Annotated in this window: 16 protein-coding genes and 1 other RNA gene; 6 read left to right on the top strand and 11 right to left on the bottom strand. The window is 33.7% G+C overall.

Annotation, left to right across the window (positions count from 1 at the left end; all coding sequences use genetic code 11):
- Positions 1 to 30: 30 nt before the first annotated feature.
- Both ACODSB_RS09530 and rnpB read right to left on the bottom strand, forming a co-directional pair.
- Positions 31 to 1281, bottom strand: coding sequence for a cation:dicarboxylate symporter family transporter (locus ACODSB_RS09530; RefSeq protein WP_488936851.1), 1251 nt, complete (start codon positions 1279 to 1281; stop codon positions 31 to 33).
- Positions 1282 to 1312: 31 nt separating this feature from the next.
- An RNA gene (rnpB, locus tag ACODSB_RS09525) (RNase P RNA component class A) lies at positions 1313 to 1639 on the bottom strand.
- 113 nt (positions 1640 to 1752) lie between these two features.
- Between rnpB and ACODSB_RS09520 the strand changes: the two genes are divergently transcribed.
- The gene (locus ACODSB_RS09520; RefSeq protein WP_488936850.1) at positions 1753 to 2265 is read left to right on the top strand and encodes a hypothetical protein; all 513 of its coding nucleotides are present in this window, start codon (positions 1753 to 1755) and stop codon (positions 2263 to 2265) included.
- 112 nt (positions 2266 to 2377) lie between these two features.
- Positions 2378 to 2671 carry an SH3 domain-containing protein gene (locus tag ACODSB_RS09515; protein ID WP_053470661.1) on the top strand — a complete coding sequence of 98 codons (294 nt, stop codon included), beginning with the start codon at positions 2378 to 2380 and terminating at the stop codon, positions 2669 to 2671.
- Between the two features lie 189 nt (positions 2672 to 2860).
- Here ACODSB_RS09515 and ACODSB_RS09510 read toward each other — a convergent pair whose 3' ends face one another.
- From ACODSB_RS09510 to ACODSB_RS09495, 4 genes are all read right to left on the bottom strand, one after another.
- Positions 2861 to 3232 carry a LysM peptidoglycan-binding domain-containing protein gene (locus ACODSB_RS09510; protein WP_488936849.1) on the bottom strand — a complete coding sequence of 124 codons (372 nt, stop codon included), beginning with the start codon at positions 3230 to 3232 and terminating at the stop codon, positions 2861 to 2863.
- A gap of 6 nt (positions 3233 to 3238) precedes the next feature.
- Entirely contained in the window at positions 3239 to 3718 is a 480-nt protein-coding gene (locus tag ACODSB_RS09505) for a BON domain-containing protein (protein ID WP_488936848.1), read from the bottom strand.
- A 103-nt stretch (positions 3719 to 3821) separates the two neighbouring features.
- Positions 3822 to 4262 (bottom strand): hypothetical protein, encoded by a 441-nt coding sequence (locus ACODSB_RS09500; RefSeq protein ID WP_488936847.1) that lies wholly within the window; start codon positions 4260 to 4262, stop codon positions 3822 to 3824.
- 16 nt (positions 4263 to 4278) lie between these two features.
- The gene (locus ACODSB_RS09495) at positions 4279 to 4923 is read right to left on the bottom strand and encodes a GIY-YIG nuclease family protein (protein ID WP_488936846.1); all 645 of its coding nucleotides are present in this window, start codon (positions 4921 to 4923) and stop codon (positions 4279 to 4281) included.
- A 174-nt stretch (positions 4924 to 5097) separates the two neighbouring features.
- On the opposite strand from ACODSB_RS09495, the gene dnaX reads away from it, so the two are divergent.
- Both dnaX and ACODSB_RS09485 read left to right on the top strand, forming a co-directional pair.
- Entirely contained in the window at positions 5098 to 6183 is a 1086-nt protein-coding gene (gene dnaX, locus ACODSB_RS09490) for a DNA polymerase III subunit gamma/tau (protein WP_053470654.1), read from the top strand.
- Positions 6184 to 6410: 227 nt separating this feature from the next.
- On the top strand, positions 6411 to 6860 hold the full coding sequence (locus ACODSB_RS09485) for a hypothetical protein (RefSeq protein WP_053470653.1): 450 nt from the start codon (positions 6411 to 6413) through the stop codon (positions 6858 to 6860).
- Positions 6861 to 6990: 130 nt separating this feature from the next.
- Here ACODSB_RS09485 and ACODSB_RS09480 read toward each other — a convergent pair whose 3' ends face one another.
- The 5 genes from ACODSB_RS09480 to ACODSB_RS09460 form a co-directional block, all read right to left on the bottom strand.
- Entirely contained in the window at positions 6991 to 7569 is a 579-nt protein-coding gene (locus ACODSB_RS09480) for an NAD(P)H-dependent oxidoreductase (RefSeq protein WP_053470652.1), read from the bottom strand.
- 168 nt (positions 7570 to 7737) lie between these two features.
- Positions 7738 to 8298, bottom strand: a complete 561-nt coding sequence (locus ACODSB_RS09475; protein WP_488936845.1) for a Crp/Fnr family transcriptional regulator — start codon at positions 8296 to 8298, stop codon at positions 7738 to 7740.
- Between the two features lie 103 nt (positions 8299 to 8401).
- On the bottom strand, positions 8402 to 9292 hold the full coding sequence (locus ACODSB_RS09470; protein WP_053470650.1) for a Ppx/GppA phosphatase family protein: 891 nt from the start codon (positions 9290 to 9292) through the stop codon (positions 8402 to 8404).
- A 36-nt stretch (positions 9293 to 9328) separates the two neighbouring features.
- Positions 9329 to 11407, bottom strand: a complete 2079-nt coding sequence (gene ppk1 / locus ACODSB_RS09465; protein WP_256635405.1) for a polyphosphate kinase 1 — start codon at positions 11405 to 11407, stop codon at positions 9329 to 9331.
- A 5-nt stretch (positions 11408 to 11412) separates the two neighbouring features.
- Positions 11413 to 11898, bottom strand: a complete 486-nt coding sequence (locus tag ACODSB_RS09460; protein WP_053470648.1) for a SixA phosphatase family protein — start codon at positions 11896 to 11898, stop codon at positions 11413 to 11415.
- 497 nt (positions 11899 to 12395) lie between these two features.
- Between ACODSB_RS09460 and ACODSB_RS09455 the strand changes: the two genes are divergently transcribed.
- Entirely contained in the window at positions 12396 to 12947 is a 552-nt protein-coding gene (locus ACODSB_RS09455) for a hypothetical protein (protein ID WP_488936844.1), read from the top strand.
- 48 nt (positions 12948 to 12995) lie between these two features.
- Positions 12996 to 15183 (top strand): VWA domain-containing protein (locus ACODSB_RS09450; RefSeq protein WP_488936843.1); only part of this gene is annotated, 2188 nt, incomplete at its 3' end.

Genomic DNA, 15183 nt, shown 5'->3' with positions numbered 1-15183 from the left:
AGTGCCTTTGTGTCTTAGCGGCTAAACAAATTATTCCTCTAAAACAGGATTCAAATCCAGCTCCGTAAAATCGTGTTCTGTTTTCGAAATTATAATCGTTGCGACTGTATTTCCAATCAAGTTTGTAATAGCTCTCGCTTCGCTCATAAATTTATCAACTCCTAATAAAAAAGCCAAACCTTCTACAGGAATTTTATGCAGCGCTGTTAGAGTTGACGCTAGAACAATAAATCCGCTTCCGGTTACGCCTGCTGCGCCTTTTGACGTTATCATCAATATTCCGATAACTGTCAAAATTTCGAAGAAACTCAAATGCACATCATACAACTGCGCCAAAAATATTACCGACATCGACAAGTAAATCGAAGTTCCGTCGAGATTAAAGGAATATCCTGTTGGAATCACCAATCCCACAACCGATTTACTACAGCCCATTCTTTCGAGTTTAACCATAATACTTGGCAGAGCAGCTTCTGAAGATGAAGTTCCTAAAACCAGTAAAAGTTCTTCTTTAATGTATTTTAAAATCGAAAGTATACTTATTTTATAATAGCGCAGAATAGTTCCTAAAATTAGGAAAACAAACAATGCCATCGTGAGGTAAACGCAAAGCATTAATTTTCCCAGCGGAATTAAAGTTGCTAATCCAAATTTTCCAATTGTGTAGGCCATTCCGCCAAAAGCACCAATTGGAGCGAGGTACATTACGTATTTTAAACCGAGGAAAACGACTTTTGAAATTCGTTCTAAAACTAAAATAGTCTGTTCTCTTTTTTTATAAAAATTCAACGCGATTCCGCAGACAATTGCTGCGAGTAAAACCTGCAAAGTAAAATTGGAAAAGAAAAACTGAAGCCACGAAAAATCCTTTGCGCTTGAATTTGTATACTGGCTTGCATCGCCCAAAGTCAATCCCGATTTGTCAATTTTTCCGGGCTGAAATAAATAAGCAACGGCAACACCAATTGCTAATGCAACGGTCGAAACTACTTCAAAATACCCTAAAGCTTTAACTCCAATTCGGCCGACTTTTTTTAGGTTTCCCATTCCGGAAATTCCTAAAACAATTGTCAAAAATATAATTGGACCAATAAATAGTTTGATAATGTCGACAAACCTTTCGCCAACAATTTTCATTTTCACACCATTATCCGGTGAAAAATGTCCGAGTAGAACGCCTGCAATAATGGCTATTAAAACCCAAAATGTCAGATTGGTGATTATAGTTTTAAAAAGACTTTTGTTAGCTTTTGAAGCAGGATTTGGGGTGGTTATATTCATGAAGATAGATTAGAGTCTTTCACAAATATATAAAAAAAGCAGACCTATAAGCCGGATTCTGTCCCTGATAAATCAAGGCCTTATCATTTATCTAGATTCCGCATTACTGCGGAACTCAAGCTACCTACCCTTCAACAACGGACGAGAAGCCCTTAAATGCTGATATACTTGGTATTTCACCGCATAGAGTTTACCTGGTTTCACTACAGCATTACCTGTACATACTTTCTGCTGCACTTGTCCTAATCCTCTCGTTCCAAAAAACGAGAGAACCGACGGGCGTTACCCGCTATGCTTCTCTGTGGTGTCCGGACTTTCCTCCCTCCCTAATTGGAACGGCGATAAGGCGGTCTGCGGTGCAAAAGTAACACTTTATGAATGAAGAATTCGAAAATTATAGTATTTTAGTTTTTTGAAAAAGTTACTTATACTTACTTTCAAAAACTTAACCTTTTAAAACCTCTAACCAAGTTGAAAAAATTTTTATCCACCATTTTAATAATTTTAGGTCTGCTTTTTATATCCCGACATGTTTATAAATTTTATCATGAAAACTATTTACTAGATACTGAAGCTGTTGTAAATATCTATCCGAATATTCCAGATGAAAAAGTTGATGATTTTTTCGGTTTAAAAAAAGGAACGTTTGATAGCAAAAAGCACAGGATTCTCTTCAGTTTTGTAAAATCTGATGGATATTCACTCAATTATTATTTGAATTTACCTGTTTACGATTATAACAGTCTGAAAACTTTAGATTGCGAGGAATACTATTCGAGAGAAAAACATTCACGTTTTTCAAGAAAAGAAATTGTCGATAGCGGTATGGTGTATGTAAGATTAACAAGTGACTTGCATAATTTTAATGTAGGCGAAAGTTCGAAATCAATTATTGCAGTAAGAGCTGTACCTATCAGTTTTACATTTGGCAAAATAAACAGCATAATTATTAATAGCGAGAGAGCTATTCGATATTGCGATTAATACATTTTTTTGAGCGCATTGATTTACTAAAATCATTTTCATTCTTTTTTCGTAAAATTTTAATTTTAAAATAGTTATCTTTAAAATTCCGTAATTTTAAATTAAGTCTATTATGAAAAGAATGTATCACTACGCAACTGTTTCAAAGGCTTTAGATCAATTGAATGAGAAAGGATTTACTTGTGATTTTAATCGAAATGCAGACGCGATTAAAAAGAATCCTGAGAAATTTGAAATTGTTCATGTGTATCGATACGAAGGGGAATCTGACCCTGGCGATGAGGCAGTTGTATACGGAATTAAGTCCGTGAACGGTAAAAAGGGCGTTTATGTAGCAGGTTTTTCCGCCGATTCAGATCAGGAAACTGCCAAATTTTTATTTGATTTAAGTATTAGGGGAAGGTAATTATGATTACATCCAGTTTTGTCATTTCGACGAAGATTGAAGATCAACTGTACGGAATTTCTAGTGCGATTCTCCTTTCGTCGAAATGACATAAAATGTGGAGAATTTCTTCCTGAAATTGATTCGTTCTTCGCAATGACTAACAAAAAAAAGCCCATCAATTAAGACAGGCTTTTCAAAACAGTAAAATTATACTTTTGGTATTTTTAATTTCCAGCCGGGCTGAATTAAGTCGGGGTTTGTAATTATATCTTTATTGGCTTCATATATATCCTGCCATGAAACTCCGTAAGCTTTTCCAATCTTCGAAAGAGAATCTCCTACTTCAACCGTATATTCTCTTGAAACACTTTCTTCGACTTCAATATTCATCACCACATCTGCTGATCTATAATCCGGATCAATTTTATTATAAGCGTTCCAAAGTTTTTCTTTGTCTGCTGCAGATTTTGCTGTTCCGTCAATATATAAAACATTATCCTGTTCTCTAACTTGCAAATTATCTATTTGTAATTCGCCGGCTAAATCAGTTACTTCTCTGTATTTATCTTGTAAACTCATAACTGCTTATTTAATAGTTAATTTGTTATCAACTTTTTTAGGCTTTAATTCCTGCACTCTTTGAATTAAAGATTGCAGCTGATCTTTTTTAATTTCTCCAGAAAGCGTTACTACCCCGCCAACGACAGTAGCACTTACTCCATCATAAGCTTTAACTACTTTAGCAACTGAGGCATCTAAATCTGCATCTGAATTAATTATAACCGCTGCCGCAGCAGGCTCTACATTTGGTTCAGGAATCTGACAATTGTTTACTACTGTTTTAACTCCTTGAACTGATTTAACAGATTTCTCAATATTTTTCTTAAAAGCTTCATCATCACAAGTCCCAACTATAGTAGCAACACCTTCGTGCACTGTGACATGTATTCCTGGTGTATCGCTTAATTTTTCATTGATTTGTTTTTCGATATCTGCATCTTTTGGAGTACAAGCAAATAAAGAAAATGCAAATCCCATTCCCAATAAAATTGACTGAATTTTCATAACACTACATTTTAATAATTAACTATTTAAAATTAAACAGATTAACTACCAAAACATTATAGGATGTACTTGTTGATTTTATATCTTTTCCAGTAAAAAGTAATTAATTTATCGTTTTAAGAGTTTTTAAATAATCTAAAAAAAGACTTGAAATTTTACTGGACCCTGTCTGGTAAACATCCACAAGATATATTTCATTTTCCAGCATTCCATTTTGAATTCCTTTTTTTGAAGCCTGAATATCTCCTTTTCTAACGATCAAAATTTTATAATAATGATCATTATCTTTTAAGGTCAATTCATTAAAATCAGATATTTTAGGGTCATTGTAAATATTTTGCTGTCCAATGTCGGCTCCTAAATAACCTTGAAATTTTCCGAAATCATAAAACGGATTATTGTTATCGAAGTTTCGATAGGTTTTTCTGTTTCCTTTTTCTAAAATAAATTCTTTGACTTTTTCAAAATTCTCTGCCGAGAATTGGTTTGTAATTTTCAAGAAATTAGTTTGATTAGCAGTCATGGTTGAATTTAAATATTTCATTTATTAAGAAATCTTTTTAACGTAACATATTATATAGTCCTTTAACATTGTAAACAAAAAATGATTCAGATTGATGCAAAATTGGTAAATGAGATTCGAACTCTTCAAATTGTTCATTAGTAAAATTAAACCATTCACCTTTCATTCTATTATTTTTAAAAACTTTATGAAAATGCTTTTCTAAACTTTTATAATGTTCTGTTGCTATAAAATATTCAATCATAATATTATAAGGCGAACCTGTTGAGAATTGAGAAATTCTCTTTTTCAGATTTCTGGTAATTCCTATTTTATATGTTTCAGTATTTTGAAATTTTATAATATAAACTCCACTTTTATTTTCAATTTCATCAAAAATTGCTTCATGCGTTAAATTCCCTTCTATATAAATATCGCCATAAAAATTCACAATTCTGGGAACATCTTTTGAATGAATTTTACCTCCTAAATCTTCAATTAGTTCATGTGTTGGATAATCTTCTTCGATAAGTTTATATTTTTCAATAAGTGTACTAGAAATATCACAAATAAGTTTTGCTTTACCTTCATTTTTATCAAACCCTTCTGCACACTCAAAAAATCTTTCCGCTTTTTTTTTATTTTCTGCTATTACAAACCAGTCTTCCGTTTTTATTCCTAATGTTAACCAATATAATTTCATCGTTTCTATGTAATAAAATGAAAAATTAATAATTCAAATTTAAACGAAAAGAATATATCATTTATTTTTATAAAATCTATTCTTCTTCTATTCAATCTTTTAAAAATTCTTTCAATTTTTAAATTTTTAAATCATTAAATTATACTCTATATTTGCTATCGAATAAAAAAGAATATGGAACAATTTGTAGTATCGGCACGTAAATACCGCCCGCAGACTTTTAAGGATGTTGTGGGGCAGAAAGCCATTACCAACACGTTATTGAATGCTATTGACAGCAATCACCTTGCTTCTGCTCTTTTATTCACCGGTCCACGTGGAGTTGGAAAAACTACCTGCGCGCGTATCCTGGCTCGTAAAATAAATCAGCCTGGGTATGATGATCCAACTGAAGATTTTGCTTTTAACGTTTTTGAGTTAGATGCTGCTTCAAACAACTCGGTTGATGATATTCGTAACCTTATTGATCAGGTTCGAATCCCGCCTCAAACCGGACAATACAAAGTATATATTATTGACGAGGTTCATATGTTGTCTTCGGCTGCTTTTAATGCTTTTCTTAAAACATTAGAAGAACCGCCAAAGCATGCTATTTTTATTTTAGCAACAACAGAAAAACACAAAATTATTCCAACGATTTTATCTCGTTGTCAGATATTTGATTTCAAAAGAATTACGGTAAAAGATGCTAAAGAACATTTAGCAGAAGTTGCAACAAGTCAGGGAATCAATTTTGAAGATGACGCTTTGCACATTATTGCTCAAAAGGCTGATGGTGCCATGCGTGATGCTTTATCTATTTTTGACCGTGTAGTTTCATATTGCGGGACTAACTTAACGCGTCAGGCTGTAACTGAAAATCTAAACGTTTTAGATTACGAAACTTACATTAGTGTTACAGATTTGATTCTGGAAAATAAAATTCCGGATCTTTTAATTGCATACAACGACATCCTTTCTAAAGGTTTTGACGGACATCATTTTATTGCCGGATTAGCTTCTCATTTTAGAGATTTGTTAGTGAGCAAAACTCCTGCAACTATTGCTTTATTAGAAGTTGGAGAACAGGCACAGCAAATGTATGGCGTTCAGTCTCAAAAATGTTCTCAGGATTTTTTACTGAAAGGAATTGACATTGCAAACGACTGCGATTTAAAATACAAACTGAGTCAAAATCAGCGTCTTTTAGTCGAATTATGTTTGATGCAATTGGCCTCTATCAACTTTGATGGAGAAAAAAAAAAGTTGAGCAATTCATAATTCCGCCTACTTATTTTAAAAACGGCAGTTTTTCTATTGTTGAAGTCCAAAGTCCAAAGTCGAAAGTCGAAAGTCAAACTGAAGAAAAAGTCAATGTCAATCAAAATGACAATGGGAATTCTGCTGTAAATACTACAACGCAAACACCTGTTACTGAAACTCCAAAAGTTGAAACTCCTACTCCAAGGGTTGAAATAGGCGGTGAACCAAAAGTTTCTGCATTTTCTTTGGCGAGTATTCGCAAGAAAAAAGAATTAGAATTAAGCAGTAAATCTTACGTTAAACCATCATCTTCATCTGTTTTGCCTACTGAAGAGTTTACTGAAACAGAAATGTTAGTGCAATGGAATAAATATGCAGAACGTTTAGGTCAGAAAGGTTTGAAGATCATGGAGTCTATCTTATTAATCAATGATCCTGTTTTAAACGGAACTAACATTACTTACGAACTTCCTAACGAAGGTTCTAAACTGGAATTCGAAAGTCAGATGAATGCGCTTTTAGGTCATTTAAGAGGCCACCTGCATAATCATGATATTACTATTGAGGTAATTGTAAATGAAAAAGTTGAAACTAAAAGAAATTTAAACGATCAGGACAGATACAATCGTTTGCATGAAATCAATCCAAACATTGAACTTTTACGTTCTACATTTGGATTGGAATTACCTTCTTAAAGTTTTTTTAAAGCCACGACTCGAGCGATAGCGAACAGGCGAAGCAATTACACGAATTTTCACTAATTTCTTTTTTGTGTGTACATCTTAAATATAATTCGTGGAAATTCGTGAAATTCGTGGCTAAAAACTATTTATTTTTCAAACCGAAATCGTAGATTTTATCGAGCCATTTTGCTCTTTGGAGATCGTGAGAACCTTTTATGATTCCAACGTAACTTACTTTTACGGGTTTTACACCGCAGAATTCTAACGTTGATTTCTTTAATTGATTCACGCTTGGTCTTCCAAAAAATAATCTGTAATACCAGCTTGGCTGATCTAAAGTAGTTATAATATGCGCTGTTTTTCCTTTGAGTAATTTATCCCACCAAACCGAATTTTCTCTGTATTGAAATGCCATTCCGGGTAAAAATAATCGATCTATAAATCCTTTTGTAATTGCCGGAAGTCCGCCCCACCAAACGGGATGTATCCAAACCAAATGATCGGCTCTTTTGATTTTTTCCCATGATTCTAATAAATCCGGTTCTAATTCGGTTCGTTTTTGGTAACCGAATTTTAGATTTGGGCTGAAATATAGAGAAGCGATTGTTATGGTTTCTACAACTGCTCCAGAAGCAAGTGCTCCTTCTTTATATTCATCGGCAATAGCAAAATTAAAGCTGTCAGGATTTGGATGTCCATTTATAATCAGTATTTTTTTCATATTAATGTTTTTTCAAAAATACTATTCGGGGCATTTATTTTACTGGACAAATGTCTAGAAAATTACTCAGATTTATTTCTCTTTTTCTCTCGCAGATTTAGCAGATAAAGCGGATTTATATTTAAAAAAATCTGTTGAATCTGCTAAATCTGCGGGAAACAAAAAAAATTAAACAATTGCTTTTCTGATTCGGCTTAAATGTCTTGGCGTAACGCCTAGATAAGATGCTAAATATTGTAACGGAATTAACTGTATGTATTTTTGATGATTCTTATACAATTCTTCATAACGCTGGGCTCCGGATAATTTTTGAAAAGAAACCATTCTTTTATGCAGGTTTACAAACTCTAATTCTGTTAATTTTCTTCCTGTTTCCTGCCAGTTAATGCTTGATTGATAGAGTTTCTCCAGACCTTTACGATCTAAAATCTGCAGTTCTGTTTCGGCTAAAGCCTGAATGCTTTCTTCTGCTTTTTCTTCTGTTATAAAACTGGCAAATGAGGCCATAAATTCATTTTCGAAAGCAAAACAATTCGTGATTTCGTCACCTTTATGATTCAAAAAAAAGGAACGTAAAATTCCTTTCTTTATAAATACAATTTCGTTGCAAACCTGATCTTCCGTCAATAAAAGCTCTCCTTTTTTCAGTGTACGAAAAGTTATTAAATCATCTAAAAGTGATAATTCTTCTGCAGAGAAATCCTGTATGGCCTGAAAAATTGATTTCATTTATGAAGGTTTTGCCACGAATTACACGAATTTCCATGAATTATTTTTACACTTTTGAATAAAAAAATTAGTGAAAATTCGTGTAATTAGTGGCTTAAAAATCTTAAATTTTACCGTAATACATTGCTTTTACGATTCCGTCAGAAAGTCCAATTTTTGGAACATAAATCTGGCGCGCTCCACTCCATTTCATCGCATTTAAATAAATACGTGTGGCGTGGATAATAACGTCGGCACGGTCAGAGTTCAAACCTAATTCAGCAATTCTTTGCTCGTAAGTCAATGAATTTAAAAAGGCATATTGTGAATTGATGTAAATGTATGAAAGCGGTTTTTCCTGCTGTTTCCCAGACATTTTAAACAACTTATTGATGTTTCCTCCAGAACCAATCAAGGTAACTTCATCGTAATCTGCTGTATTGGCTTTAATCCATTTTTCGATTTCATCCCAAACTACATCATGAACCATATTATTCAATAAACGAACGGTTCCGGCTTTGAATGATCTTGAAGTAATCATTTTTCCGTCAGAGAACAAAGTAAATTCTGTACTTCCACCTCCAACATCAACAAAAAGATAGGTTTCGTCTCTTTTTAATAAATGATGTAAATCTGTAGAAGCAATAATTGCAGCTTCTTTTTTACCATCAATAATTTCGATTTTAATGTCGGCTTTTTTCTTGATTAAAGCCACGACTTCTTTTGCATTATAAGCTTCGCGCATTGCAGAGGTTGCAAATGCCATATAACGCTCTACTTTATGTACTTTCATCAAAAGGTTAAATGCTTTCATAGCATCCACCATTCGATCTATATTTTCTTCGGAAATTTCTCCTACGGTAAAGGCGTCTTGTCCCAAACGAATTGGCACACGAACAAGCGAACTTTTATTAAACTGCGGTTCTTTTCCATCTTGTTCTACAACATTCGATATCAGAAGCCTCATGGCGTTTGAACCGATATCTATTGCTGCAAATTTCCTTATATTAATCATGCTCACTCTATGATTTTTGTAATTGAATTTAATTATTTAGTCTACTTTTTGAGGAACCTCTTCTAGTACCGCAATCTTGTCTTGATAATATTTATAGGTTTCAAATTGTGCTCTAAATGGGGCATGATGATTTCTAGGCTTATATTTATTATCTAATTTATAGGAATGATATCTTACTTTTACGTTTCCTTTCCAGGCAATATTGAAATTGTCGATTAATTCTTTTTTGATTTCGTGATCGTATACCGGGCAGGTTACTTCTACTCTTCCGTCAAGGTTTCTGGTCATAAAATCGGCAGACGAAATGTATACTTCGTTTAGGCCTGCATTTCCAAAAATGTATACTCTTGTATGTTCTAAATAATTATCAACAATACTTATGGCTTCAATATTTTCACTCATTCCCGGAATTCCCGGAATCAGGCAGCAAATCCCTCTAACATTCAATTGAATTTTTACTCCGGCATTACTTGCTTCGTATAGTTTATCGATCATTTTAAAATCAGATAAACTATTCATTTTTAATTTGATAAATGTTTTTCTTCCGGCTAATGCATGGAGAATTTCACGGTCTATCAGTTTTATAAATTTTGTTCTTGTATAATGCGGCGAAACGATTAAATGCTTGTATCTGTGAATTCTGTAATTGATATCGAAGAATTCGAATATTTTAGAAACATCTTTTAAAATTCCCTGATGGCAGGTAAAAAGTGTTACATCGGTATAAATTTTAGCGGTCGACTCGTTAAAGTTTCCTGTTGAAATAAATCCGTAACGACGATTTTTTCCGTCTTCGGTTCTTTCGATTACACATATTTTACTGTGTACTTTTAGTCCTTTTATTCCAAAAATAAGTTCAATTCCTTCGGTCTGCATTTGCTCGGCATAGGAAATATTCGAAGCTTCGTCAAAACGTGCCTGAAGTTCAATTTGAACGACTACTTTTTTTCCATTTTTTGCGGCGTTTATCAATGAACTGATAATTTGTGAGTTCTTTGCTAAACGATACAACGTAATTTTTATACTTGTTACTTTTGGATCCAGAGCTGCTTCTCTCAAAAATTTTGTCAAATACGAAAATGACTGATATGGAGTATGTATCAGATAATCTTTTTTATTGATTTTTTCCAGAATACTTCCGTCAAGACTTAAACCGGGAACTGGCAAAGGTTCGTTTGGTTTATAAAGTAAATCGTAACGCCCTAAGTTTGGAAAATCCATATAATCGCGTCGGTTGTGATATCTTCCTCCGGGAATTATACTATCGGTTTCTACGATTTTCATTTTATCTAAAAAGAATCGCAGCGTATCATCTTCAATTAAACTGTCGTATATAAAACGAACCGGTTCTCCTATACGACGGTCTTTTACAGATGTAGCGATTTTCTCGAGCATACTTTTGCTCAAATCGCTGTCTATATCTAACTGTGCATCACGCGTAATCTTGATCATGTGTGCCGAAACACTTTTGTAATCGAATATATTAAAGATGTTTTTTAGTTTATAACGAATAACATCATCAATTAAAATTACGTATTGTTTATCATCTTCTGAAGGAAGTACGACAAACCTGTTTATGGTTTTAGGAATTTCTATTAATGCGTAACGAACCTCATCATTTTTTAATTCGAGGCGAACGGCTAAATATCCTAACGTATCTTTTAATACCGGAAATACAGCAAGATCATTTAAGATAATGGTCACTAATTCAGGACTTAATTTCTGCATGAAAAAGTCCTTTAGAAAACATTCCTGTTTTGGCGTAATCTGATCTTCGTTTATTATGAATATATTTTCTGCTTCAAGTTCTGCTTCAATATTTCCAAGAATACGTAAACTTTCTGATTGCTGCTGAATTACGATTTCTGTAATATCTTTTATTAATTGATGGGCAGAAACTCCGCCTAAATATTTTTCGCCGGAAATTCCTGAAAGGCTTAATCTGCGAATTGCGGCGTATCGAACTCTAAAAAATTCATCTAAATTGTTTGAAAAAATTCCAACAAAACGCAGTCTGTCTAAAAGCGGAACCGTATTATCTGCGGCTTCCTGAAGTACTCTTGCATTAAACGCTAACCAGCTTTTTTCTCTATCGATATATTTCTGTTCGTACACTTGATTTATTTTAGGTCTTTGGGGAATAATGTTTTATGGGTTTTGCCTTTATTGATTGAGTCCCAGCTTTCTGAGTCAAATTGTAATGAAACAAAGCCTGAAGTTGGGACATTATCGATAAAAACATCCCCAAATTTATTAACAAAATTTGTAATAGCCTCGTTATGTCCAAAAAGAATAACGCTTTCTAAACTATTATCACACGATTTGATAACTTTTTCGAGTTGTCTTTCATCAAAAGTATACAGATCGTCTTTGTAAATGATACTTTCTATGGGATATGAAATATTTTGTGCAAAAATTAAAGCTGTTTCTGAAGCACGTGCGGCTGTACTGCTCCATATAATATAAGTCTTAGGAAGATATTTTGAAATATTTGTCGAAACTTCATGAGCATCTAAAATCCCTCTCTTCATTAAAGGTCTGTCAAAATCTTTTAAAGGGGCTTCCCAGCTTGATTTAGCATGACGTATTAAAATTAAATTTTTCATAAACAGGAGGTTTAAAAAACCGCAAAAAAGGACTACGATTTTATTTAAGTTCTAATTTACAAAAGATATTTTAATACTCCCCTTTTTTTTATTTCTGTTAACATTAAATGGAAATTTTAACAAGAATAAATAATCCTCAAAACGTTAACAATCCACTTTTTTTGATTTTTCTATTCTTAAAAAAATGTTCTTCGTCTAGTAAAACTGCATTTAGTCGAGATTTTGATATTGACAATAAATTAACCAAATAATTGATTATTAACCATTTAACATCGATCAAGTAACACAGTTTTTGATAAAAAAGAAAGAAAAATCAGTAATAAATTTTTACCGAACTAATCAAAAAAATCTTTTTTTGAGGCAATTTTTAATAAAAAAAGAGTAGTTAAACGAGTTTTTAGGTTAGTTACAGATAAAAAAAATCAATTAGAAAAACTCTAATATAATTTTGATTATGTTAAAATTTCAAGAATATCACAAACTAAATTCTTTAAGTTATGAAAAGTAAATCTACTCTTAAAAAGGCCGTAAAATTTGTGAGCAATTGTAAGTATATTTTTTTACTGTCTAAAAATATCTTTCAAAAAAGCATTTTTTCATTCACACTCTTCCTGATCTCTACCATCTCATTCGCACAGTCGGGTGCATGCAAAACGACTTTAGAAGTTGAGAAAAACAGAAACTATAGTAATGCTGGCGAAGATGGTGCTTACTTTACTCTTGTTTTAACAAATGAAGGTAATTCAACAGATGTTTATAACTTGAATGCCATTAATGTAAATTCGTCCTGCTCCAATAACGATGGAACCGGTACATCTGATAATGTTAACCTAAATAGTACTTTTTTAGATAACAATTCATCTCTGATAACTTCTATTACAGTTCCATCACATCAAACTACATTTTTTTCAATTCATCTGACGGTTCCACAAGGTACGTCATTCAATAAATGGAATTGCACGCAAATAAATGCTGTGTCTACAAACTGCTCTAACTACACAGTTAACACTGTGGTACATACGATTGTAAACAATCCTTCTGAAAATTAAATATCCTGAAAAAATATTTAGCCGTTTTTCAATTTAAACTTGCATAAAATGAAAAAAACTTTACTCTCTTTCAAGTTTACAAAAAAGATTAACAAAGCATTTTATCTGTTGTTGTTTTTGCTTTTTTCTATAATAGGCTTTGCACAAACCATTACACCAACAAAAATTGTTACTGTAGCTCCGGGAGTCTGCGGTGCATTAGATGTCGAACTAAAAATTCAGGGATCAAACCCGGTGGCAAGACCTTTAGAAGTTGTTTTAGTAATTGACGTATCAGGAAGTATGGGAGATGGAAACAATCCTAAACCATTGTCCCGGGCGCAAGATGCTGCTATTGATTTTATCAACAAAATGTTTTTGCCTGCAAATAATACAACCAACAAAAACAGAGTAGCTATTGTAACTTATAGTACTACAGCGTCAATACGAAGAAATTTAACGCTGGCTTCTGGACAGGCAGATTTAATATCTGTTATAAATGGGCTTTCTGCAAATGGAAGCACCAATATTCAGGATGGTCTTGTAAAAGCAAAAACAGTTTTAGACGGCGCTACTTATGACTGCGCTACTGCCAGAAGTATTGTTTTATTAACTGACGGAGTTGCCAACGCGACAGGAACGAATGGTTCAAGCTGCTCTGATGGCCAGCAGGGAACTTGTATTCAAAGTGCTATAACGGCAGCCACGGCTGTAAAAACGGTAACTGTTTCTGGTACGAGCTATAATAATCAAATTTTTTCTGTTGGATTATTCGGTGCTATTTCCGGCACTGAACAAACTAATGCACAATATGCTTTAAATCAGATTCAGTCTGGAGGTTCTTTTTTTACAGAAAATGCAGCTGACTTAACTGGAATTTATGGCCAGATTTTCACTCAATTATCCTGGGTTGCTAAACAAATACCTTCAACAGCTTTTGAAAAAGAGACCGTTGACAGTAATTTTATAATTGGAACGGTAACACCATCAAAAGGTACGGTAACAATTGTGGGACAGCAAATCAACTGGAATATCGATTTTTTGAATGTTGAAACGATCACTTTAAAATACCGATTGACTCCAAAACCAAATACTTGCGGAAATCAATTAGTAAGTACATCAAGACTAGATTTTCAAAATGCTGCCTGTGTCACCACATTTCAAAATATAACTTCGCCTACTACTAATGTGCCTTGTCCAATTATAACACTGGCATCACAAACAAATGTCACTTGTTTTGGAGGAAACAACGGGGCTATTACTTTAAATACTCCTACTGGCGGACAAGCTCCATACACTTATAAATGGACAAAAAACAATGTCGATTTTGCCACTACAAAAGATTTAACGAATTTAAGTTTTGGAACTTACAGAGTAACAGCTACAGATAGTAATGGATGTGCTACTGGGATTTTGACCGTTGAAATAACACAGCCAAGTGCGGCGTTGATTCTTGCTGCTTCTTCTAAAACTGATGTTTCTTGTTTTGGAAAAAGTACTGGGACAGTAACAGCGGGTATTGTAACCAATTCTGTGGGAACAGTAACTTATACTTGGAAAAACGCTTCAAATGTGACTGTTGGAACTACGGCTTCGGTATCGAATCTTCCAGCGGGAACTTATACTTTGACTGTTACTGACAGCTGTTCTTCTCAAACGAATTCGGTTACGATCACGCAGCCTAGTGCAGCTTTAGCATTAGCAGCTTCTTCTAAAACTGATGTAATTTGTTTTGGAGCAAGTACTGGAACAGTAACTGCGGGAACGATAACCAATTCCGTTGGAACAGTAACTTATACTTGGAAAAACGCTTCAAATGTGACTGTAGGAACTACAGCTTCAGTTTCGAATCTTCCAGCGGGAACTTATACTTTGACTGTTACTGATAACTGTTCTTCACAATCTAATTCGGTTACGATTACACAGCCGAGTGCAGCTTTAGCTTTGGCAGCTTCTTCTAAAACTGATGTAACTTGTTTTGGAGCAAGTACCGGAAGTGTAACGGCGGGTGTTGTAACCAATTCCCTCGGAACTGTAACTTATACTTGGAAAAACGCTTCAAATACTACAGTTGGAACTACGGCTTCTGTTTCGAATCTTCCAGCGGGAACTTATACTTTAACGGTTTCTGATAACTGTTCTTCACAATCCAATTCGGTTACGATTACACAGCCTAGTGCAGCTTTAGCTCTGGCAGCTTCTTCTAAAACGGATGTAATTTGCTTTGGTGCAAGTACTGGAAGTGTAACGGCGGGAA

This window comes from Flavobacterium sp. FG68, assembly GCF_057808895.1.
Note: the sequence above shows the minus strand (reverse complement) of the source record. Positions and strands in the feature narration are given on the sequence as shown.